We start from the raw sequence: 23592 nt of genomic DNA on the forward strand, positions 1-23592 counted from the left end.
ATTAATAAGATTAGCCACTGAACAAACAATAATCTAATTATATTTATTCAAATCATTTTAGGTTTTCTAATCTATATTAAAACTGCGAAAAACGTGCAATAGTGGAAACACATTAGCTGCGAGTAAGATTCGAAATCCACTCAAGCATTTCTTCACACCTGCCTTGTTCAGTATCACTTTCGATCGTAATGACATTGTGTGGCTTAAAATCATCTAGATTCTTGAGGATGATTTTGTCGATCTCTGATTGAAACTCCAAGTCTACTGCGCGCATCTCATCTCCAACTAATGGGATGACGCCGATTGGGAAATAGAAATTAATATCGAACAGCTCGCTATAGTGCTGCGCAAGCTTTTTGATGAAAGGTAAATAAGTTGGCTCGGTGCCATTTTCTTTCGCGGATCTTGTAATCCAGTACTCGTAAAAAGCGTAATAGCTGATGGGATCGAGGTCGGCTAAGTTAAATTCAGTCCGGCTCACGCTAAGCTGAGAAAAGCTGGCTAACGCGGTACTAACAAACGCACTCATTGCCTGGCTGCTTTGTGTCAAACCCTCTTCTAAAACGATGTCTCTAGGTCTGCTGTAGTTTAAGTCTTGGCAAATATTGCGGTACTGATCTGGAATGATATGTGTAACCTTGTCGAGTCGGTTGACGAGCTGATTCAATGCCGTTGTCTTGCCAGTACCTTGGGCACCAATGAAAGAAATGTTCATCGCAATAATCGCCAATATGTTTGTCTTGTCTGTATAGTACGCAAAAACAAACCCTAGCGTGTCATCAAATTTACAATACGCTGATCACTTTTAACACTTTGCCCGTGGCCACATCAACGGCGGCAGTTACATCATGTCTCACCAGTCTGCCAGAGCTGTTTACCTCACTAAACAATGTATTCACGATTGCTTTTGGAGTATTGGTCCCATAAGTAATAAAACGATACGTCGTCTCTATTGGGTGATATGAACGAGAGTCTTGAATGGTGTTTTTAACAATGCTGTCGAGTTCAAGGTACGAGCCGCTACTTGAATCGAAACCGTTTGCAAAACCATCAAAGCTCACATACTTAGACAGAAGATTATTGTCGTAGGCTCGCTTGCAGGATTTAACAACGTAGTTTAGGTGTGTATTGGGATCTTTGGTGAACGCTTTCTCACTGACACATGCATAAAAGTCGTTAGCCTTTTTTTTGTCGATATGCTGAAGAGACATATAGTCGTTTACGATACTGTGCCTTTGCGCTTGTGTCAGTTTCTTAAACTCGGCCAGTGTTTTATTTTGGTTGTCGGCAAACGTTTCTCTACTCATACTTGCGTAGATAATGATGCCAACAAAAATCACGATGCCTATAGACATAAGCCATCGCGCTAACGTTTCCCTCGATTCAACCATAAAGCTGTTCCCTTATTTGATTTGATCAACGAGTACCTCTCGTTTTAAATGGTTGTCTAGCAGTTTATTATTATCGACGCGCTAAATCGCATTTAGACTATCAAAGATCTGGGAAAGTGGGTGCAATCAACTACACAAAGTGCGTATGAAACTATGTAACAGTGAGGATTTAATACAGTGTGATAATGTGAAGATTATTTATAGGGAGAGTATACAGTTCAACGGGTTAGAAAAGGTAAGCTTGTGGATGGTTTAAGCCGAACAACTGTTTTGACCGGCTCAAAACTCCTTTTGATTTAGGGTTACGAATCCTTCGTTTCCTCGATGTAGCGTAGTGAAGCTATCTGATTAGTGATCAACTGGGCCGCATATGATGGAGTAACTGCCCTACGCTCACCACGATTTACGTAGAACTCACCATCCCAAAAATTGTCTCTGAAGCGTCCAGACTCTAGAAATTCAACCACAACTTTCATAATAGATCTCCTCTTGTTAGTCGTTAAATTCAATATATTCCTGTCATTTCAGATCGTCGACGTACAAAACTGAAATGTTATATTTAACTTTCTAGATTGGAAAATACTCAATATTACGTCTAGCAGGATTTAGATTTTATCTATGGCTCAACATATATGTGCAACAAAGCGCCAATGTGGAAATAAATATATATTATTCATGGTGTTATGAATTTAATAAATGAGATGAAGCTGTGGAGATAAATAAAGGCTAAATAGAAGCTTAGAGCTTCTTTAGTGTCTATAAGAATATTCCGAAGAGTTAATATAATTAAATAAACTATAAGGTGAAATAGATTTCCTATCCCATTTTCTTTCCTTCTTCATCAGGAACAAATCCTTGGTGAGGAAATACATTATTAATACGTTGCTTTACTTTCATCGGAACGAGACTTGAGAATTTTAGAACTGGTCCACTTCGCTTTTGGTAGACCCTCAGCTCACCATCAAACGGCACGACCTCACCAATTTCAATCACATTGTGTTTGAACATTTGAGGAAAATGGCCTTTTGACCACACAATCACCCCACCCTTAAATTTGACATGCAATACAGGTTTATCTTGGGCTGCAATCCAACAGGCTACAACAAGAACGATAATCAAAAATGCATATAACATCCGATACTCCTTAATCAGACAATAGCTTGGTAAGATCCTGTTTTAAATTGTTGACGGTCTTACTCGCTTTTTCACTTCTTGACGCTTCACTCAAAAGGTACTCTATCGCATCAGATAAAGTACAGCCTAGCTCGTTGGCTCTGTTAGATAATTTTTCCCACACGCGATAGTCCAAATCTATCGACTTTTTCTTAGTATGCACTTGCTCGGCATTGAAATGCCGTTTGCGTTTAGCTCTGATCGCTTGTTTTAATTTATTGTCCAGCTCCAGAGACATATTTTGTTCTATCCAAGATAAAACTTTAGTCGGTTCATGCTCAATTACCAACAACTCTTGAACGGCGGACTCCGCTTCACTGGAATCCAAGTGACGAGTGATTGCCTCACCTTCTTTCCATTTTTTTACTAGATACTGCCATTTCCATCCACACTCAAGGTTTTCAAGCTGCTGATATTTCATTAAGATACAATTCCCTTCTAACATTTGTTACAGCGTAACTCATAATGGATAACTTGTGCAATAGTGTTGATTTAAACAGTGTGTTGGGTCATTTGTGACTAACATAACGCTTAGATATTCTATATACTTTATGATCTCATAAGACATACGACACTGAAATCAATGAACCACGAAAGCTGGCGAGCTGTTACACCCCAATTTGATAATTTTAGTTCTACCTTAGAACAATACCAATCAATTTCAGAAATTTACTATCTAAATTCTCAATTACGACTCAAAAAAAGCTTCGAGGCTTTTGTTAAATCGTCGGGTGTAACCAAAGTATTGACGGTTAACGCACCTGATAATGCCATTTATCGCCAACTGTTTGCTGAATCACTAAGCTCAATGACACAAGAGCACGTCCCTGTTGTTTCCACTGAAGATTTAAGCATTGAGTCAGTCCTTGGCACCTATGCTGTCGACAAAAAAGGCAATATCACTCAGCAGCAAGCTGGACTCATTGAAAAAGCCGATGGTGGGTATATCTTGGTATCGGCCAATATGTTTACTGCAAACCCAGTGGGTTGGTTCAAACTCAAATCCGCGTTACTGGGAGAAAAGCTGTCGCCCATTAACTTAACTCCCAAATGCATACCATCGATTGATCTAAGTAAAGTCTATGATGTGAAAATCATCGCTATCGGTAGTCGAGAATCGTTAGATGACTTCCAATATCTTGACCCAGATATTCACTATGGTTTGAACCTTTACACTGAGTATGAGCCTGAAATTGAGCTCACCGAAGAATCCATTTCAACTTACCTTGGATTTCTGAAATGGCTGTGCAGCAAGTATCATCTTCCAACGCTTGATAAATCTGGCTTGGTCAAGTTAATGGCTGAAGGCACCCGATTTACTGAAGATCAACATTACCTTCCCCTTGATATCACTTGGTATCGTTCACTGCTAGAAAGTGCCACTTTGGAAAGCCAGTCACATTCGGTGTTAACGGGTGAAGATATCGCGAAGGCAATTGAAGCTAAGTATTTTAGAGAATCTTACCTTCCAGAACGTGCACTCTCTGATATCTTTGATGGACAAGTGATCATTGAAACCAAAGGCGAATGTGTTGGCCAAGTTAACGGCTTGACCGTTATCGATGTCCCTGGCCATCCTCTTTCTTATGGTGAGCCTGCCCGGATATCCTGTGTGATTCACTTTGGTGATGGCGATATATCTGACGTTGAAAGAAAAGCAGAATTAGGTGGCAATCTACACGCAAAAGGCATGATGATCATGCAGGCTTTTGTTTCTTCAGCATTAAAGCTGGATGAGCCGCTTCCCTACTCGGCTTCTGTGGTTTTTGAACAATCTTACTGTGAAGTGGATGGCGATAGTGCATCTCTTGCTGAGTTATGTTCGTTTGTCAGTGCCCTTTCTGAATACCCAATTAATCAACAAATTGCGGTCACTGGTGCCGTTGACCAGTTTGGCCGCGTTCAAGCCGTAGGTGGGCTTAACGAGAAGATCGAAGGCTTTTACCATGTGTGTAAACACCAAGGCCTAACCGGTAAACAAGGCGTTATTTTACCTAAATCCAATTTAAAGCATCTATCACTACATAAAGACGTGGTGGAAAGCATTAAGAAGGAAGAATTTCATATTTGGTCTGTCTCCACCGTGGATGAAGCCGTACCGATTTTGATGAACCACCCGTTTAGAGGTGATGATAACGCCAGTGTGATCAGCCAAATCGCCAAACGAATTGAAGGCTTTGAAAGGCATGAACATTCTACTGGAATATTGAGCTGGATTAAAAATTGGTTTGTATAACACTCATCGGACTTGTTAAGCTTACACCTGTTCACTAACATGCACACTACTTAAAATTAGAGTGATTTACTAATGCAAAACAAAAAAGATTCTTATACCCGTGAAGACCTTCTAGCATCAAGCCAAGGAGAGCTATTTGGGCCAGGATATCCTCAGCTTCCTGCTCCAAATATGTTAATGATGGACCGCGTTACTAAAATGTCTGAAACTGAGGGCGAATACGGTAAAGGTCTTATTTTAGCGGAGCTAGATATTACTCCAGATCTATGGTTCTTTGACTGCCACTTCCCTGGCGACCCAGTTATGCCTGGTTGTCTAGGTTTGGATGCGATGTGGCAGCTGGTTGGTTTCTTCCTTGGTTGGGTTGGCGGTAAAGGTAAAGGCCGCGCACTTGGTGTTGGCGAAGTGAAATTCACGGGTCAAATCCTACCTACTGCGAAGAAAGTTACGTATGAAATAAACATGAAGCGTGTTGTTAACCGTAAGCTTGTAATGGGCCTTGCTGATGGCCGCGTTTTGGTAGATGGTAAAGAAATCTACGTAGCAAAAGATCTTAAGGTCGGTCTCTTCCAAGATACGTCTAAGTTTTAATTGCGAATTTATGGCAGTTACCTTTGGTAGCTGCTTTAATTTTGTTAAAGCATATTTAGTTATAGTGCGTTATAGGCACCTTAAAAAGCCCCGATTGGGGGCTTATAGGACTTTGCTAAAAATAGTCAGATTTTCGAGGTGATTAAATTATTTGTAGAGACCAGATTGTAAGTCAACTCTGGCATCACGCCAACCGCCTAACCAGCACGAGCGAGCCTCCATTTGCTGATAAGGGCAAGCCTCGGAAGAACGTCCGTTTAAGCCAGCTTTATAACCCTTGGATTGTGCTCTTTCAAGACGGTCACGCTTTTGTCTCTTCATAGTGTCATCCTCATACTTTATAATGTGTAACGCAACTGACAAGTGTTACGTCCATGTGGATCTTTTATGACCCTAGTATTAAGAATCGCTCAAAATTTGCTCTGTAGCAAGCAATAAAAATAGCACAGAAGCAAAAATGTGATTCTGTGCTATTGTATAAAGTTTAACCGATTGATTTTAGGTTCGACGCCTTCTTTGTAGCCCGATCAGAGCCAAAACAGATAAGCCTAACCACCCTACACTGCCGCCTTTGCGTTCGGTTTTTGGGTAGCTTTTATCGCGAGGATCGATGTCTGCCTTAGTAGCACCTGCAATTGGAATAAGCTTGACTGCCACAGTAGATTCTGACCCATTACAAGTTGCATAGTCATTGGTTGAACTATACCCACCAGAAGCTGAGCATTTTATTGCGGTAGCAGAAATGATCCCTTGATCGTTAATGCCAGTAGCATCGATAATTCGGAACGCATTATTAGCACTTGAATAAGTTCCACCATTCGTTAAGTCATCTAACCACCAAGCTTTGTTATCGAAGATATCTCTTCGAGCTGCATTTGAGTTTGTCCCTGCATAAGGATAAATAAATGCACGCTGTCTTCTTGGTGTTCCCCCAATTTCACTCACATTTTCTGCATCTACTTCACCAACGATTTCGTCGAAATTATTGATAGCATTAGCTCTTCCCCCGGCGCCATCAAAGAATATTCCACCAGAAAAGAATGAAGCTGTGGGTGAATTAGCTGAAACATTAGAAACTAAGAACATCCTGTTTGCAGCCGCACCATCATATGGTTTTGAGCCACTACGTTTAGCATTGCCAATAGCAACAAGATTTTGGTTAACACCTGTCAGCACAGAATTAGAATAAGTGAAGCTACCCCCGGCGTCTACCTGAGCGTCTTGGACTGGAGTAGATGTCCAACTGGCTGTAGTAATATCATCCGTGCTACCAGTAAAGATTGTGGCATCCATATATTGGTTTGCGTATGTGTTATAACCAACTGCATAGATCTTATTATTGGTTGTGTCCCGGTAGAAACTGCGGATACTTCCTTCACCAAATTTGTTGTCAGATAGTGTTGAACCACCGTCATATGGTATTGCTACAGCATCAGAACCATCCCAAATTGTCGCTTTGGAATACGAATATGTACCATTATCATTATTGCTCTGATAAGAGGTACTACCCGCAACATACGTTCCATCGGCATAGAAAGCTCGACTTTGATCGGGAGTCGGTGACAATAGACCACTGAACGAATAGCTAGTGGAGCCATTAAAGGCAACATTACGTTTAGTGACACCTTGTGTGTAGTCACTTTTATTTCCTATCGGATTTGTTCCTTGTAAACTGTTGACTACTGTATTCCCGTTGTCATTGTAGTTGGTACTATCTCCCTCCACATATACTTTGGCATTTATGTAATCAGTAGGTGAACTCTGTGCCGCACCACTTTGTTCAGGAGCCCATACTTTGTCATATCTGATATTTGCCCAAGCCTGACAGTAATCACTGTTATAACCAAGCTCCGTTGTGCAGTAACTAACATAATCAGAGTTTGATTGGATATATTGAAATGCGTTATCCATGGCAAACGGGACTTCTTCTCTATATCGAGCCCCATCATCTTCATACATAAGTGTTTGAATAGCAAGCTTATATTGGTCAAGGTTAGCATCCGTACTACAGGTCGCACTACCAGCAAAACAACCTAAACTATTGGAGGGATAGCTACTAGGCTCAATGGCAACACCCATAGCTTCGGTGTACTGACCATTGGAAATAATACTACTATTGATCGTTGGCTCATAAACCCGATACAAAGCCGCGTGAGCCTGCGTGACGGCCAATAATGATGCTGCAATTGCGGTACGCTTAAACATTTTACTACTCATTGATTTATTAACTTTCCTGTTGCATTGCTTCAAGTTCTTCCCATCGCTCGAAGGCAATTTCTAATTCCTGCTCATGAGCAGAAAGTTGATCTAAAACGGGTTGGGTTACCTCTACGGATTGACTGAAAAACTCTGGATCATTCACTTGCGCTTGCAAAGTATCGATCTGCTCTTCTAGCTCTTCTAATCGAGCGGGAAGAGACTCTAGTTCTCGTTGCAATTTATAAGATAACTTTTTGCTTTTGTTGCTTTTCGTAACCTGTGGTTCCTTTACTCTTTCAGGTTTACTTGGTGTATTCGGTTTTGGGTTCTCTCGCTCTCTGGACTGTAGCACTTGCTCACGTTGCTGTTGGGCATCATGATAACCACCGACAAACTCTTCAATGATTCCATTGCCTTCAAATATCCAGCTGGTCGTGACGGTGTTATCAACAAATTCACGATCGTGGCTTACAAGAAGCAAAGTACCCTGATAATTGGCAAGCAAATCTTCTAAAAGTTCCAAAGTTTCGATATCTAAATCGTTAGTAGGTTCATCCAACACAAGCAAGTTGTTAGACTTTAGAAAGATTCGGGCGAGCAATAAACGGTTTTTCTCCCCTCCAGACAAAGCCTTAACAGGCGTTCGAGCACGTTTAGGGGGAAACAAGAAGTCTTGCAAATAACTTAAGGCATGACGCTGGCGGCCTCCCACCATCACCTCTTGCTTACCGTCCGCTAGATTGTCGATAACGGTTTTTTCAGGATCCAACGCTTCACGATATTGGTCAAAATACGCCACTTCCAGCTTAGTGCCACAATGCAGCCTGCCGCTATCGGCCTGAAGATCGCCAAGTAAGATTTTTAACAGCGTACTTTTACCGCAACCATTCGGGCCAATCAGAGCAATTCTGTCGCCACGCATGATATTAAAGCTAAAGTCTTTAACTATGCTTTGATTTTCGTACTCGTAATTGAGGTTTTCTGCTTCAAAGACAATCTTGCCAGAGCGAACCGCATCATCGATTTGCAGATTAACCTTACCTTGCACCTCAACACGTTCACTACGCTCTTGGCGAAGCTTCTTCAGGGCTCTTACGCGGCCTTCATTACGGGTACGTCGTGCTTTAATACCTTGGCGAATCCACACTTCTTCTTGGGCGAGCTTTTTGTCGAATTCTGCGTTTTGCATTTCTTCAATACGGAGCAGCTCTTCTTTCTCTTGGAGGTAATTTTCATAATCACCAGGGAAAGAGTTCAACTGGCCACGGTCCAAATCAACAATTCGGGTCGCCATGGATTTGATGAACGCACGGTCGTGAGAAATAAAGATAATCGAACCACGGAAGTCCTTAAGAAACCCTTCTAGCCACTCAATGGTTGTCACGTCTAAGTGGTTAGTCGGCTCGTCCAACAATAGCACGTCTGGATCGCAGACCAACGCTCTTGCTAACGCCGCTTTGCGCTGCCAACCGCCTGATAACTCGGTTAACTTAGTATGACCATCAAGATTTAACGCACCTAGAATGTTCTTGATGCGATCTTCAAATCGCCATGCGCCTGCGTGTTCAAGCTGCTCTTGCACTCGAGCAAGCTTTTGAATGTTTTGCTCAGTCGGTGACTCAGCAACAAGATCGAGCAGATCTTGATAGATCTTCAGCTGCTCACCTATCTCAGCCAAGCCATCAGCCACATAGTCAAACACGGTGGCCGTTTCATTTCTCGGCGGATCTTGTTCTAGTCGTGACACCACTACATCTTGTGACACTTGAAATTTGCCGTCATCTAGCAAGATTTCTCCTGCGATGACTTTCATCAAGGTTGATTTACCAGCGCCATTGCGCCCAACCAAACATACTCTTTCCGACTCTTGTAGCGCAAAGTCTGCATGATCCAGCAGTGGATGGTCACCGAATGCTAACTGACCATTATGAATTGTGAGTAATGCCATTATTTTCTAACCATTGTTGTAATTGTATTGAGTCGAAGGGCCAGCCTAACTCTGAAGCGCCATAGGACAAGACGGGAATTGTGACACCGTAGCGTTCAAACAGCTTATCATCAAATGCGATGTCGACTATCTCTACCTTAAGTCCCAAATTCAATTCAGAAATGAGCCCAAATGCCAATTCACATAGGTGGCACCCTTCCGTGCTGTACAATTTGAGCGTCATTGAATCTACCTCTTTATGCCTTATGTGTGATTAACCAGCAATTGTGGATGTGTTTGTTACGCGAAAAATCAAGTGGCAATGTTTTTGCGGAAATATTACGCGCCTCTAATCCAAGCTCGTTTAGTGCATCCATGTCCATTTTGAAGTGGCGCTTGTTATTGGAGAACACAATCGTGCCGCCCTCTTTGAGCAAACGCTTTAAGTTAGTCATCAACATTATGTGATCACGCTGAACATCGAAGCTTTGTTCCATACGCTTAGAATTAGAGAACGTAGGCGGATCAATAAAAATCAAGTCGAACTGCTTGGCGCTCTTTTCTAACCACTGCAGACAATCCGCTTGCTCGTATTGGTGCTGTCGCCCCACTTGACCATTGAGCTGCATATTATCTTTCGCCCAATCTAAGTAGGTGTTCGACATATCGACTGTCGTTGTCGATTTCGCGCCACCACATGCTGCATGTACCGTTGCCGAGCCCGTGTAGGCGAACAAGTTTAGGAAATCTTTCCCTTGGGCCATTTCACCGAGCATTTTTCGCGTCAGCTTGTGATCCAAGAACAGACCAGTATCGAGGTAATCATACAAGTTAACGATTAACTTCACTCCATATTCGTTGGCATGAAGTTTTTCAGATTCACTACTGAGTTTTTGATATTGCGAACGCCCTTTCTGCTTTTGGCGAACTTTTAACACCACTTTGTTTGCGTCCATTCCTGTTACTTGAATAGAAGCACGAATAATGTCTGTCAAACGACGACTGGCTTTCTCTTCTGGAATGTCTTTTGGCGCTGCGTATTCTTGGATCACCATATATTCTTGATAGAGATCGATAGCAACGTTGTACTCAGGCAAATCTGCATCATAAATGCGGTAGCAATCGAGCCCTTCTTTTCGCGCCCACTTGCCAATTTTACCGATATTCTTCTTCAATCGATTGGCGAAATCTGGTGCGACTAAAGACTGTCCAGCTGACTCTGCCTTTCCATTTTCAGTGTTCGATTGCGATGAAGGTGTACTAGATATTTGGTAGTTCTTTTGGTGACATTGTAACGCACCGTTGTTTAACTTGAATTGCTTTTCGGCACGCATGCGTAAACAACTTAATAACTCATTATCGCTTGAGAATATTGAAGCAATTGAGCCCGGAAACTCGGACTTAAGCTGAGCGCCAAATGTGGTATACAGTGCAATTAAGCCTGGGTGTGTGCCCAAACGTTCACCGTAAGGTGGGTTAGACACGATAACACCAGTATCAAAGCCTTCTGGTCTGGTTAGTGTCACAGCATCGGCTTGTTTAAATTCGATCAGTGATTCCACACCGGCTCTACGAGCATTATCTCTCGCAATCTTTAGCACCTTTGCATCGTTATCAAAGCCATAAAACTTACAGTCAACTTTTTTGACACCACGACGACCTTGGATGCTGGCCTCTGATTTTATCTCTGCCCACAGCTCTGGTTCGAAATCTTCTAACGCCTCAAAACCCCATTTTTCGCGTTGTACGCCAGGCGCTATATTACCTGCAATCATCGCCGCTTCGATAAGTAACGTACCTGAGCCACACATAGGATCGAGCAGCGCTTTGTCTACCGTCCAGCCACTACGCTTGATGATGGCGTTAGCCAGTGTTTCTCGCAAAGGCGCTCGGCCAGAGCTAGGACGATAACCACGTTGATGAAGGCCACCACCCACCATGTCGATGCCGATCAGTGCTTTGTCTCGATGCAGGCGAACATGAATGCGTAAATCTGGTCTTTCTTTACTAATAGAAGGTCTCGGCAAATTTTTCTTTTCGAAGCAATCGACAATGCCATCTTTTACCTTCATCGCACCATATTGGCTATTACGAATTTCGCGATTGGTACCGTTGAAATCGACGACGAATTTTTTCGTACTGTGGAAAGCATTGAGCCAGTTGACAGACGTTGTCGACAAGTACAAATCCATGTCATCGTTACAGTTGAATTCAGATAGGATACGAACAAACCTTGAGGCTAATCTGCTCCACAAACAACAACGATAAATTTGCTCATTCGTTGCTTTGAATTTTACTCCGGCTTGGACGGGTTTTGCGTTGGATATACCTAGTTCTGATAACTCTTCAACTAACAGGTTTTCTAGCCCATTAGAGGTAACTGCAAGATATTGATGCATGACACTATTAAATAAGATTGAATGACAGCGGATTATACCTGACATTCGTTTACGATGAAATCGAACATATTCCCAAGTTACTTCTAAATGCAGTATTAAGAGTAACTGGGTATATACCGAACCACTTTGTTTCGTTATCCTTGCCGCCCTCCACTCCTCCTACTATTGAACTTGCCGCTTCTGTTGATATCAAGAAACAATGGCAGCATGAATGGTTATGCAATACCAATCTGGTCTATACCAGATATAAAATATGGCAGTAATTTAATGACATACAAGTCGAAAAGAGGAAGATTATTGGTAGTTTGAAGGTGGAAAATCGCTTTAAACTTAGTCAAATTAATATGTAAAGAGATGAAAAAGGTGAAAGATTTTACAATCCCTACCGTTTAGAAGTGTCGAATTTGTATGATACCAAGTGCAAACTATTAGAAATAAATATATGAGAAAGTCATAGAGAGGCGTTCACTGAGTCACAAATCTCAGCCTACTTTTCCTCGAAGGAACCGGTTGAACATGGATTACATTGAGCCAATTTGATACTAAACTCGGTCAGGTTGCACAGTAAACATCTTGGTGGGCCTGGTTGAAAAGAATGTTCGTGCTACGAGATTAGAATGATGTTTTTATCTTCAAATTACCTGAGAGTATTTAGCAAGAAATTGAGGTGTTTTTCATCAGAGCGTGCTGCCATTTTGCGACAAATAGCAGGCAAAAAAAACGGCCCGAAGGCCGACACAAAATAAAGCAAAGGAACGAATTTGGTTAGCCAGCCATAAACACGGGCTGACGTGTATGAACCTTATCGATGACCGTAAATCGGTCATGCATTACTTTTATCGCTTGTCCAAACTCTAGCTCCTTACCCGGAGCGAGAATGTAGTCTTCTAAATCAATAAAAGAGCACAAGCTAGCAGAGTCGCCCACATCAAGTACAATAAAGTGTCCTCTATTGTGTTGGTTCTCCAGATAGATGATATCCCCTTCTTCTGGAGCGTCGCTACTGTGACTCGCGCGATCGAAAAACCAACTTCTTGGTTGGACGGTCTTATGAAATCTTTTCGCCGCGACACAATATAAAGTTAATTCTGCTTGTCGTGGCTCATCTATATCTAATGTTGCGATTTGCTCCCTGAACGTTTGAAACGCTGATGCATCGTCAACAGAGAATTCATTGATACCGAAAGCACAATCTACTAACAGCTTTTTTGGCAGATTGGTCTTAAATACTATGTCATCTCCTAGGTCTAGCATTAAGTAGCCTTCCCTTTCGTCATAGTACCAAGCCCATTTATCACTTGGTTTCAACATCGTTCCTTTTCACTCTTTTTTGTTATCAGATAGACAAATGATTGATTGCCTATATAACACTTTGTAATTCTATGAAGGATTGAATAAAAAAAAAGAGGAAAAGCTTCGGCTATTCCTCTTCAATTTCTTGAAAATTAATGACTAATTTATACCATTTTTAAGTGACAGCGTCACTAGTATTTTGTCAGATTATTCAAAGATTTTTGACAATATCTTTTATTAATGATGGGCCTTGATATATAAATCCAGAATATACTTGGACTAGGCTCGCACCTGATAGCAGCTTCTCTTTCGCGGCTACGTATGAGTCGATGCCCCCTACTCCAATAATTGGCAACTTACCTTTAAGCTCTTGATTTAATAGTCGAACAACCTCAGTACTTCTTGTTTGCAGCGGTCGTCCACTTAACCCGCCAGCTTCATTGGAATTTTTCATTCCTTCAACCAAGGTTCTATCAAGGGTTGTATTGGTTGCGATAACACCGTCAATCTTGTGTTTAACAAGCGACTGGCATATCTGCTTGATTTCTTGATCGCTAAGATCTGGTGCGATCTTTAATGCTAGAGGTACGTATTTTCCGTGAATATTCTCTAGTTTCTTTTGCTTTTCTTTTAATGCAGACAGCAGTTCATCAAGCGCTTCACCATACTGGAGGCTTCTTAGATCAGGCGTGTTGGGTGAGGATATATTTACCGCAATGTAACTTGCATGTTCGTACACTTTATCCATGCAAATAAGATAATCATCAACGCCTTTTTCAATTGGTGTATCTTTATTTTTTCCAATATTAATACCGAGTAAACATTTGAATGTTGAGTTTTTAACGTTCTCAACCAAATTATCTACACCTAGGTTATTAAAACCCATTCGGTTGATGATCCCTTCTGCTTCAACAAGCCTAAATAATCTTGGCTTATCATTACCTGACTGGGGTCTTGGGGTTACTGTCCCTACTTCAACAAAACCAAAACCCATGGCATCAAATGCTTCTATGCACTCGCCGTTTTTGTCGAGACCGGCAGCAAGGCCAACAGGATTACGAAATGTTAACCCCATGCATTCGACTGGTCGATGAGGTAGTTGCTGACGATAAAGAAGATCTAATGGGGTTCCATTAAAACGCTTGAAGTTTTGAATAGCTAAATCGTGCGCTTTTTCAGCATCTAGTTGAAAAAAGCCCGCTCGTGCAATACGGTAAAGCATTGTGCCTCCGATAAAAATCCCGTGTAAACGGGACAATATTATTTACGCATTTCCAATTTAATTCAATTGATATTTTGCTTATAGCCAAACAATTTTATTTGTAATTGGTTTACTTCAATAATAAACAAAATCCTTATATTAGTATCCGCACGTATATCTTTCACATTCTCTACTCCCCTTTCGTGTTAAAACCAACTGTGTAAATCAAACTAGCAATCACGCCAAAAGGTGACATTGTAACTAGTTGATTTTGGTTATAATAGAAGGAATTATCAGTAGATATAAAAAAGCCCGCTACAAGAGCGGGCCTAAGTTTATAGATAGAACCGACTGTATGAATTATTCCTTCGTGGCACAGTTCAAGTTGAGTAGGTTCAACTCCCTTAATGCGACTGAGAACTTAGCAAATTCATGTACCGAACCCACTTTGAATTCATTGAGAATATTTTCCCAACGATGCAAGGCGACTTCATTTTGCTCAATCCATTCATCCAGAGCTTTTAACACGTCGAGTTTTTCTGGAGCACAACCACAGTTAAGTACTTGCGCGGTTAGCTGACGTTGTTGCCAATCCAAATCTTCTCTAAACGCAGCTCTTGCTAGAGCTTGCCAATGGTTTTCTACCGCTTGAGTATTGATTTGTTTTAAGAACCAATGCAAGGACAGGCGATCACCTAAATTGAAATAAAGTTTACCGGTTTGCTCGATAGTTTGTTTGCTCTCTCTCGCAACGGAAGAAATATCCAATACCGAGTACAAGCTAGACAAGCGAGCAACATAGTTTGCCGTTTTAGCGTCAATACCTTTTTCAATCCAAGCTTGAGCAACTTGATTGTGCTCTTCCACTTCATCTGGAACCAGCATTTTCTCTAGGTTGTCAGCAATGGTTAACACATCGTTGCGATAAAGCTCGATGACTTCTTTTACCGACAGCTTGCCAGTTCGATTGCGAAGCAACCAGCGAGTTAGTCTGCGTAAAGTACGGCGAACAAAGTAAAGTACATCATATTGCGTTGCTGCATCAGCTTTGTTATCTAACGCACGTACTTTTTTCAGCACATCACCTAGTGCAAAAATTTCTCGTGCAGCGCTGTAAGCATTAGCAATGTCTACGGCGGTTGAACCTGTTTCCTCTTGCAGACGAGTAATAAAGTTGCACCCTACTTCATTGACCATTTGGTTCGCCAGTGCTGTTGCAATAATTTCCGCTCTAAGTGGGTGGTTGTGCATGTGCTTAGAGAATTTTTCGCGCAGCAATGTTGGGAAGTAATTGGTAAGCTGTTGTTCATGATATTCGTCATTCGAAATATCATCGTGCGCCAATTCTTCCTTCAATACCATCTTACCGTAGGCCACTAATACCGACAGCTCAGGTCTAGTCAGAGCAAGTCCAAGCTTTTCTCTTTCAAGCAAGGTTTCGTCATCAGGAATGTATTCTAACGCTCGGTCCAAGTGACCGGCTTTTTCCATTGCATGAATAAAACGAATTTGCTCTTTAACAATAGCGACACCATGTTGCTCAGTGACAGAAATGGACTCGGACTGACAATAAGCGTCATCCAACACAATTTCGCCCACTTCTTCTTCCATGGATTCCAAAATGTTATTGCGTTGTTTAATTGTTAAGTCACCCTGAGCAACCAAACCATTTAGGAAGATCTTGATGTTAACTTCGTTATCCGAGCAATCCACACCACCAACGTTATCTACAAAGTCGGTGTTAACTCGGCCACCATTTAGTGCGAATTCAACACGACCAAGTTGAGTCAGACCAAGGTTACCACCTTCACCCACCACTTTGGCTTTTAGATCTTTACCGTCGATACGCAATACATCATTGGCGCGATCGCCGACTTCAGTATGCGTTTCAGTAGAGGCTTTAACATAGGTACCAATACCACCGTTCCAAAGTAAATCCACCTCCATGGAAAGGATCATCTTAATAAGATCGTTTGGTGCGACGGATGACCTTTTGGTCCCTAACATTTTTTGAATTTCAGGAGATAGGCTAATTGACTTGGCACGGCGAGAGAAGACACCACCGCCTTTTGAAATCAATTTTGCATCGTAATCTTCCCAACTTGAGCGTGGCAAATTGAATAAGCGATTACGTTCTTTCCAACTTGGAGCCGATTTAGGATCCGGATCAATAAAGATATGTAGGTGGTTAAATGCCGCTTGGAGACGAGTATGCTTGGAAAGCAACATACCATTACCAAACACATCACCGGCCATATCACCAACACCGATAGCCGTAAAGTCAGTTTTCTGGCAGTCGATGCCCATTTCTCTAAAGTGGCGTTTAACCGATTCCCATCCGCCTTTGGCAGTAATACCCATGGCTTTATGGTCATAACCGTTTGAACCACCCGATGCAAACGCATCGCCCAACCAGAAGTTGTATTCTTCAGATACTGAGTTGGCCAAATCTGAGAACGTGGCTGTTCCTTTATCTGCTGCAACAACTAGATACGGATCGTCTTCATCATGACGAACGACCTGTTTCGGTGGAACAATATCGCCATCAACAACATTGTCAGATACATCCAATAATGCTCTGATGAAACGTTTATAGCAGCGTTGACCTTCGGCAAATATCTCATCGCGTGAAGAAAGGTTGTGCTGGCGTTTACAAACAAATCCACCTTTTGCTCCAACTGGAACAATCACTGTGTTTTTAACTTGTTGCGCTTTAACCAAGCCAAGAATTTCAGTACGGAAATCTTCTTGACGATCAGACCAACGAAGTCCACCACGAGCGACCTTGCCACCTCTTAAGTGAACACCTTCAATATCCGGCGCATAAACAAAAATCTCAAACGCTGGCACAGGCTTTGGAATATCTGGGATATCTCTTGGGCTCATCTTCAAAGATAGCCAAGGCTTCGACTGCTTGTTTTCATCAAGCTGATAGTAGTTAGTTCTCAACGTAGCCGTAATCATTTCCATGTAACGGCGAATGATTCTGTCATCATCGAGACTTTCTACGTGATCAAGCTGTTCGGTCATCTTCTTGATCAGATCATCTTGACCTTTTTTACTGCCTTTGAATTTTGGATCAAAGCGCTTAGCGAAAAGTTCAACCAGCCCTTTCGCCAATCCAGGATAGTGACTGAGCGTTTCCTCAATATAGGCTTGACTGAACGGGAATCCGACTTGGCGCATATATCTTGCGTATGCACGTAATATTGAGATTTCACGCCCTGTTAATGAGGCACCTAAAACCAAACGGTTAAAGCCATCGCTTTCTAGATCGCCTGCCCAAATTGCGGCGAATGCTTGTTGGAAATGATCTCTTGCTTCTCTTAAATCGACATTTTTGTCGCTCTTATGCAGCATCGAGAAATCCAGTATCCAATAGGTTTGTCCATTGGTTTTATGCACTTCATAAGGCGACTCCCCGATCACACGTAGGCCGAGGTTTTCCAACATTGGCATCACATCAGAAAGATGAATTGGCTCGTCACGATGATAAAGCTTTAGTCGCACCGCTTTAGAGTCTGCCGCTTCTTCTTGAGGTCGATAGAACAACATGTCCAATTTATGGTTGTCGTCTAATGCTTCAAGTCGCTCAATGTCTGCAACCGCAGAGCCAGGCATGACATCTTCTTTGTACGATCTTGGGAAAGCACGCATGTACTCTTTAGATAAAGGCAAGCCTTTACTTTCACCAAAGTTCGCGACGATGGCTTCAGACAAGCGATCATCCCAGTTGGATGACACTTCCATTAAGTTTTGTTCTATATTTTTTACGTTCACATTCATGTTGTTATTGTCGACTCGGACAATGTAGTGAGTCCTAGCTAGAGGACTTTCTGAAAAGTACGTTGTGAATTCGACATCTTGTTCACAACCAAATGAAGCTTTTAAAATTCTTTGCGTGTGACGGCGTAACTCAGTGTTGTAGCGATCTTTGGTGACATACACCATACAGCTAAAGAATCGACCAAACGGGTCTTTACGCACGAACAGTCTTAGTAGATCTCGGTCCTGCATTTGGACCACACCCATGCCTACTTCTAGCAATTCGTCTTCGTTTGCTTGAAGTAGCTCATCTCTCGGGTAGTTTTCTAAGATATTGTTTAGCGCTTTGTAGGAATAAGATCCATCACGATAACCACTGGCATCTAGAATACGCTCGACTTTCTCGCGAATAAGTGGGATGCCCGCCACACTTTGGTTATACACAGCAGAGGTATATAAGCCAGTAAAGCGATGCTCACCGATGACTTTGCCATCTTTATCAAACTTTTTAATGCCAATGTAATCGGTATACGCTGGCCTGTGGATGTGTGATTGTGCATTGCCTTTAGTGACAATCAATAAGAAGGGCTTTCTTGCTTCGAGTCTCGCCGAGTCAGAAAACTCCGACAGCTTCGTGCTTCTAACACGCGCCGGGTCTGCAAACAGCCCCAAGCCTTTTTCTTTCGTAGGGCGTAGTTCGGTGTCCCCTTCAATGTCGACTAAGTCGTATTCTTTATACCCCATGAAAGTGAAGTTATGATCACCCAACCAACGAAGGAATTTGACTGTTTCAACGTAGTGGTCTTTTTCGATGGGTAATTCATCTTCTTGAGATTGAAGTTGAACCGTCACTTCTTCTAACTTTTCGACCATCAAAAGCCAGTCTTTAACCACTAGACCCGTATCCGAAAGTACCTTTAACAATTCATTTTTCAATGTTGTCATGGTTTCTTTGGCACTTAGCCTATCGACTTCGATATGGAATAGTGATTGGAAGACGCCCGAACCACTATTGATTCCATTCACTACCCCTTTTTTGGTTCTGTCTATTTGAGTTGGACCATGTAGCATTAGGTGAGAAGCGAGATCCAATCGGCTTAACGCCATTTTTATTGAATCCACAAGAAACGGGCTATCAGGTACAACTATCTCCACGATTGTGTGAGTTGACTGCCATCCATGTCGACTTACGGTAGGGTTAAACACCCTAACAGATACATCCTCTGCCTTTTTCTCATTGATATGATGCCAAAGGCTTATAACTGCTCCATAGAGATCAGATTCATTCCTTTCATGTAAATCATCGTGAGAAACATTTCCGAATAGATGATTCGCAAGTTGTGTAACAAATGGCTGTTGAGCTAGCTCTAGTTTGTCTTGAATGAGTTTATACACTTTTTCAAGCAGCACCGGCATTAAAGTATCACGCGCGGTCATATTTACACTCCACAATATTGATTATATTTTTGTAGGGGTTGGAGTAAGCATAGTGCTTACTCAGGGTAATGCACGGCCTTATTGTAAGAGCTTTACTATGATTTGGTGAATTGTTTCAGTGTCACAATGAAACAAATTTATCAAGAATGTGATAATGGTTATATTTGCGGATTAAATATCCAGCCAAAGTCATAAGCTTTCTAACTTAATAAACTTATTGCTGTGGTCTGTGGTCAGTCTAAATTGACCATTGATACCCCGTTGGGTTAAGAAAGGGCGAAAGCGCGAAGCAGGTAGTCGGATTTTCATTCCCTCGTTTGTCACCACTTGCACGTGGCTCGCAGCGCCCGAATAGTGGGCCACAAAGGACTGATAAGAGATGGAAAGAGAGAATAAATAATATTTCATATGGCCAATTGTTAAATAATATTAAGCAAGGTGGCATTATTATTTAACCACCTTGCTTTATTATTTACTCTTCGAGAGCTTTTGTTACTTTTTCATATAAATCTTTTGCAAGGTTATTCATATTCTTTAGCGTGACTAATTCATTTCGTATTAACGCTTGTCTATGTGAATCATACTTTTTCAATTTAAGTAGTGGATCTAAAAGTCTTGATGCCACTTGCGGGTTACTTTCGTTAAGCTCTCTTAAAATTTCACCAGCAAATTGATAACCTTCACCCGATTTAGCATGGAAGTTAACTGGGTTGGTATTCATAAACGCACCAATTAAGCTTCTGACTCGGTTAGGGTTTTTCATCGAAAACGCTTCGTGATTCATCGTTTCTTTGATGGCCTTGAGAGCACCAGCATCAGGATTACTACCCTGCAACTGGAACCATTTATCCATGACCAAACCATCATGTTTCCATTTTTGGCTGTAGTCTTCCATCAATCCACTACGGCATGAAAGCTGCGCGCTATTCGCGGCCTGCATCGCAGCCATTGTGTCTGTCATGTTGTGTGCCGATTGGTATTGCTGCTCTACCAGCTGTTGACCACTTTCAGTACGTGCCAAGTATGCCAAACAGCAGTTTCTCAGTGCACGTTGACCAATAGCACTATGCTCTAGTGAATATTCACCTTGCTCCAATCTTTGGTAAACCTGCTCAAGTTCGCTCTTCAGCTCGTTAGCAAGCGACGCCTTAAAGACGGTCAGAACATTATCGATAGCATCAACGTCAATCAAGTCATACCAACCCGATACTTCATTGAAACTTGGCAATGTCATCATTTCCGCTACAAGCGCGGGGTCGAGCTCTTTATTCGCTAGCACACCTTTAAACGCTGCAAGGATCGATTCAGGAACAATACATTCTTGATTTTGTTGAACACGTTCAATATTAGACTTGATGTGCTTGGCCAATAGCATTTGACCCGCGTCCCAACGAGAAAACTCGTTATTAGCATGAACCATTAAGAAGCTAAGCTCTTGATCATCATAGTCATATTCAAGTTTTACGGGCGCAGAGAACTCTAAGAACAATGATGGAACTGGCTTTTCATTTACCCCTTCGAAAGTGAACACTTGTTCGCTTTCAGTCAGGCTCAAAACGTTCGACACAGATTGGCCATTTGACACTAGGTCAATAGTCGTGCCATCAGAGTTATACAATTCGACAGCAAATGGGATATGCAGTGCTTGTTTTTCTGCCTGATCAGCAGTTGGTGCCGTGTGCTGCTTAACTTTCAGTGTGTAAGTCGAATGGCTTTCATCAAAATCACTTGATACTTCAACGGTAGGAGTACCCGATTGACTGTACCATAAGCGGAAATGCTTTAGGCTAATGCCGGAAGCATCTTCCATAGCGGAAACAAAATCTTCGCACGTCGCCGCTGTCCCATCGTGACGCTCAAAATAAAGCTTTATCCCTTTTTGGAATTTCTCTTCACCGAGCAAAGTATGGATCATACGGATAACTTCACTGCCCTTCTCATATACAGTTAAAGTGTAGAAGTTATTCATTTCTATCACTTTTTCTGGGCGAATAGGATGAGACATTGGACTTGCGTCTTCTGCAAATTGTGGCCCACGAATAATCCGTACGTTATTAATGCGATTGACCGCTCTAGAGCCTAAGTCAGAAGAAAACTCTTGATCCCTAAATACCGTAAGACCTTCTTTAAGGCTTAACTGGAACCAATCGCGACAAGTAACACGATTACCTGTCCAGTTATGGAAATACTCATGGCCTATCACCGCTTCAATACCAAGATAATCTGTATCCGTCGCCGTTTTTTCATTGGCTAGAACAAACTTTGAGTTAAAGACATTCAGGCCCTTATTCTCCATTGCCCCCATATTGAAGAAATCTACGGCTACAATCATGTAAATATCGAGATCGTATTCAAGATCAAACCGCTCTTCATCCCATTTCATCGCATTGATGAGTGAGACCATGGCGTGGTTAGCACGATCCAGGTTTCCTTTATCAACATAAATCTCTAATTGAACATCTCTTCCTGATTTCGTTTTATAGTTATCACGGAGAATGTCAAAGTCACCAGCCACTAACGCAAATAGGTAGCTTGGTTTTGGATGAGGATCTTGCCACTTAACCCAATGCTTATTACCCTTTAGAGTCCCTTGATCAATGCGGTTACCATTACTCAGTAGTGACGGAAATTTCTCTTGATCTGCTATTACTGTTGTTGTGTATTTAGCAAGTACATCTGGACGATCTAAAAAGTAAGTGATACGACGAAAACCTTCCGCTTCACATTGAGTGCAAAATGCGCCATCAGAAAGATACAAACCTTCAAGAGCCGTATTTTCTGCTGGGTTGAGTTCCGTAACAATGGTCAGTTCAAACTGATTTGGTAACGCGTGTATCTCTAATCCACCTTCTGTTTCGGTGTAATTTGCCCACGTTTCACCGTTAACGGATACAGTCTTTAATGTCAGTGACTCACCATCGAGCTTTAACGACGTTTGATCACCTAACTGAGTTACATTGGAGATTGCAGTCACAGTCGTTTGAGTTTCTTGCAACTCAAAGGTTAGGTCGACATCGGTAATAGTATGAGAAGGAGATTGATAATCTTTACGATATTTGGCTTGAGGAGTTTGCGCCATGTCCGAGAATCCTTATGACTGATAAAAATTTTACCCGTCTATTTCTACTCGGAGTTTCGTCAATATACAAGAACAATATATAAAATTGAGGTATTGTTATTTACATATTGTTAAAGCGGTAAGCTATTCCACACGGTTAAGAACCGCGTACATTCCCCCACCTTCTCCTTCAAGTGTCAGCTGATCTCTTGTCAGTGAGTAGCGAGTACTGTGTTCACCATTCTCATAAATCAAAACCAAGTTGTCATCCTCGGTATAGTAAACCCCTTTATGTACGGCTTCTTCACCATCTTGATTAATCACTCGAAATAGAAACACGAAATCAGGCTGAAGGATAAGGTCCATTTTTTCTACCTCACTGGCCATGAGGTCATCACCACTGAGATGCTCGCTCGACCAAATTCCAGCGAGCGTATTCGACAAAGCTTTGACAAACGTGACACCATTCAAGCTCAACAAATTGTGGTTTCCGGTATAGGCATAAACTTGAGGATCCTCAGAGTTCATCCCTAGTATCAAGGTGTCATTGTCCGCAGTATACGAGCCTTGCCAGTGCTCAACGCTATAATCTTTCTTTTGAATATTGATTTGAAAATCGTAATTAGAATTGAGTGTCAACTTAATGGTACGAAAGTTTTCTGTTGAGTCATTAGGGTTTGGATTAACGAGATACCAGTCGCCAAGTAAAAATGGCAAATCAAACTGAGTCAAATCGACGCTTTTTGGTGTCGGCGCGCTTGAAACGGAAAAACTCACACAAGCACAAATTAGCAACATACATCTCATTTCACGTTCCCTCTTTTTTTAAAGCTTAGGCCCATAAAAGCGAGAAAGCGAAACTAATTGGCATTACATATGCATATTGATCAATATAAAATACATACAAAAAAGCGAGCTACGA

Annotated in this window: 17 protein-coding genes; 2 read left to right on the top strand and 15 right to left on the bottom strand. The window is 41.8% G+C overall.

From position 1 onward, the window contains the following. Positions 1-112: 112 nt before the first annotated feature. The 4 genes from M9194_RS16855 to matP all read right to left on the bottom strand — a co-directional run bounded on the left by M9194_RS16855 (position 113) and on the right by matP (position 2985). Positions 113-715 (bottom strand): AAA family ATPase, encoded by a 603-nt coding sequence (locus M9194_RS16855; protein ID WP_250613855.1) that lies wholly within the window; start codon positions 713-715, stop codon positions 113-115. 70 nt (positions 716-785) lie between these two features. Then, positions 786-1391 carry a hypothetical protein gene (locus M9194_RS16860; protein WP_250613856.1) on the bottom strand — a complete coding sequence of 202 codons (606 nt, stop codon included), beginning with the start codon at positions 1389-1391 and terminating at the stop codon, positions 786-788. Between the two features lie 816 nt (positions 1392-2207). Then, positions 2208-2525: a DUF3634 family protein gene (locus M9194_RS16865; protein ID WP_250613857.1), complete on the bottom strand. Its 318-nt coding sequence runs from the start codon at positions 2523-2525 to the stop codon at positions 2208-2210. A 10-nt stretch (positions 2526-2535) separates the two neighbouring features. Continuing rightward, positions 2536-2985 carry a macrodomain Ter protein MatP gene (matP, locus tag M9194_RS16870; protein ID WP_250613858.1) on the bottom strand — a complete coding sequence of 150 codons (450 nt, stop codon included), beginning with the start codon at positions 2983-2985 and terminating at the stop codon, positions 2536-2538. A gap of 162 nt (positions 2986-3147) precedes the next feature. Here matP and M9194_RS16875 point away from each other — a divergent pair, with 162 nt between their 5' ends. Continuing rightward, positions 3148-4800, top strand: a complete 1653-nt coding sequence (locus M9194_RS16875; RefSeq protein ID WP_250613859.1) for a S16 family serine protease — start codon at positions 3148-3150, stop codon at positions 4798-4800. Between the two features lie 72 nt (positions 4801-4872). Further along, a complete protein-coding gene (gene fabA / locus M9194_RS16880) occupies positions 4873-5391 on the top strand; it encodes a bifunctional 3-hydroxydecanoyl-ACP dehydratase/trans-2-decenoyl-ACP isomerase (RefSeq protein WP_250613860.1) in 519 nt (172 codons plus the stop codon). A gap of 147 nt (positions 5392-5538) precedes the next feature. Here fabA and rmf read toward each other — a convergent pair whose 3' ends face one another. The 11 genes from rmf to M9194_RS16935 all read right to left on the bottom strand — a co-directional run bounded on the left by rmf (position 5539) and on the right by M9194_RS16935 (position 23477). Further along, complete coding sequence (gene rmf, locus M9194_RS16885) at positions 5539-5712, bottom strand: ribosome modulation factor (protein ID WP_250613862.1); 174 nt, start codon at positions 5710-5712, stop codon at positions 5539-5541. 177 nt (positions 5713-5889) lie between these two features. Continuing rightward, positions 5890-7608 (bottom strand): DUF3466 family protein, encoded by a 1719-nt coding sequence (locus M9194_RS16890; protein ID WP_250613863.1) that lies wholly within the window; start codon positions 7606-7608, stop codon positions 5890-5892. A 7-nt stretch (positions 7609-7615) separates the two neighbouring features. Next, positions 7616-9538, bottom strand: coding sequence for an ABC transporter ATP-binding protein (locus M9194_RS16895; RefSeq protein ID WP_250613864.1), 1923 nt, complete (start codon positions 9536-9538; stop codon positions 7616-7618). After that, complete coding sequence (locus M9194_RS16900) at positions 9516-9761, bottom strand: glutaredoxin family protein (protein WP_250613865.1); 246 nt, start codon at positions 9759-9761, stop codon at positions 9516-9518. The genes M9194_RS16895 and M9194_RS16900 overlap by 23 nt, the downstream gene beginning before the upstream one ends. Positions 9762-9774: 13 nt before the next feature. Beyond that, positions 9775-11916: a bifunctional 23S rRNA (guanine(2069)-N(7))-methyltransferase RlmK/23S rRNA (guanine(2445)-N(2))-methyltransferase RlmL gene (gene rlmKL / locus M9194_RS16905; protein WP_250613929.1), complete on the bottom strand. Its 2142-nt coding sequence runs from the start codon at positions 11914-11916 to the stop codon at positions 9775-9777. Positions 11917-12681: 765 nt separating this feature from the next. Beyond that, positions 12682-13227: a cell division protein ZapC gene (locus M9194_RS16910; RefSeq protein WP_250613866.1), complete on the bottom strand. Its 546-nt coding sequence runs from the start codon at positions 13225-13227 to the stop codon at positions 12682-12684. A 193-nt stretch (positions 13228-13420) separates the two neighbouring features. Further along, positions 13421-14431, bottom strand: coding sequence for a quinone-dependent dihydroorotate dehydrogenase (gene pyrD, locus M9194_RS16915; protein WP_250613867.1), 1011 nt, complete (start codon positions 14429-14431; stop codon positions 13421-13423). A gap of 339 nt (positions 14432-14770) precedes the next feature. Next, the gene (locus M9194_RS16920) at positions 14771-19612 is read right to left on the bottom strand and encodes an NAD-glutamate dehydrogenase (RefSeq protein WP_250613868.1); all 4842 of its coding nucleotides are present in this window, start codon (positions 19610-19612) and stop codon (positions 14771-14773) included. Between the two features lie 189 nt (positions 19613-19801). Beyond that, a complete protein-coding gene (locus M9194_RS16925; RefSeq protein ID WP_250613869.1) occupies positions 19802-20020 on the bottom strand; it encodes a DUF2835 domain-containing protein in 219 nt (72 codons plus the stop codon). A gap of 64 nt (positions 20021-20084) precedes the next feature. Next, positions 20085-22691 carry an aminopeptidase N gene (gene pepN, locus M9194_RS16930; RefSeq protein WP_250613870.1) on the bottom strand — a complete coding sequence of 869 codons (2607 nt, stop codon included), beginning with the start codon at positions 22689-22691 and terminating at the stop codon, positions 20085-20087. Positions 22692-22814: 123 nt separating this feature from the next. Then, the gene (locus tag M9194_RS16935) at positions 22815-23477 is read right to left on the bottom strand and encodes a hypothetical protein (RefSeq protein ID WP_250613871.1); all 663 of its coding nucleotides are present in this window, start codon (positions 23475-23477) and stop codon (positions 22815-22817) included. Between the last annotated feature and the right edge of the window lie 115 nt (positions 23478-23592).

Origin of the sequence: Vibrio sinus (assembly GCF_023634645.1) — a bacterium.
GTDB lineage: Bacteria > Pseudomonadota > Gammaproteobacteria > Enterobacterales > Vibrionaceae > Vibrio > Vibrio sinus.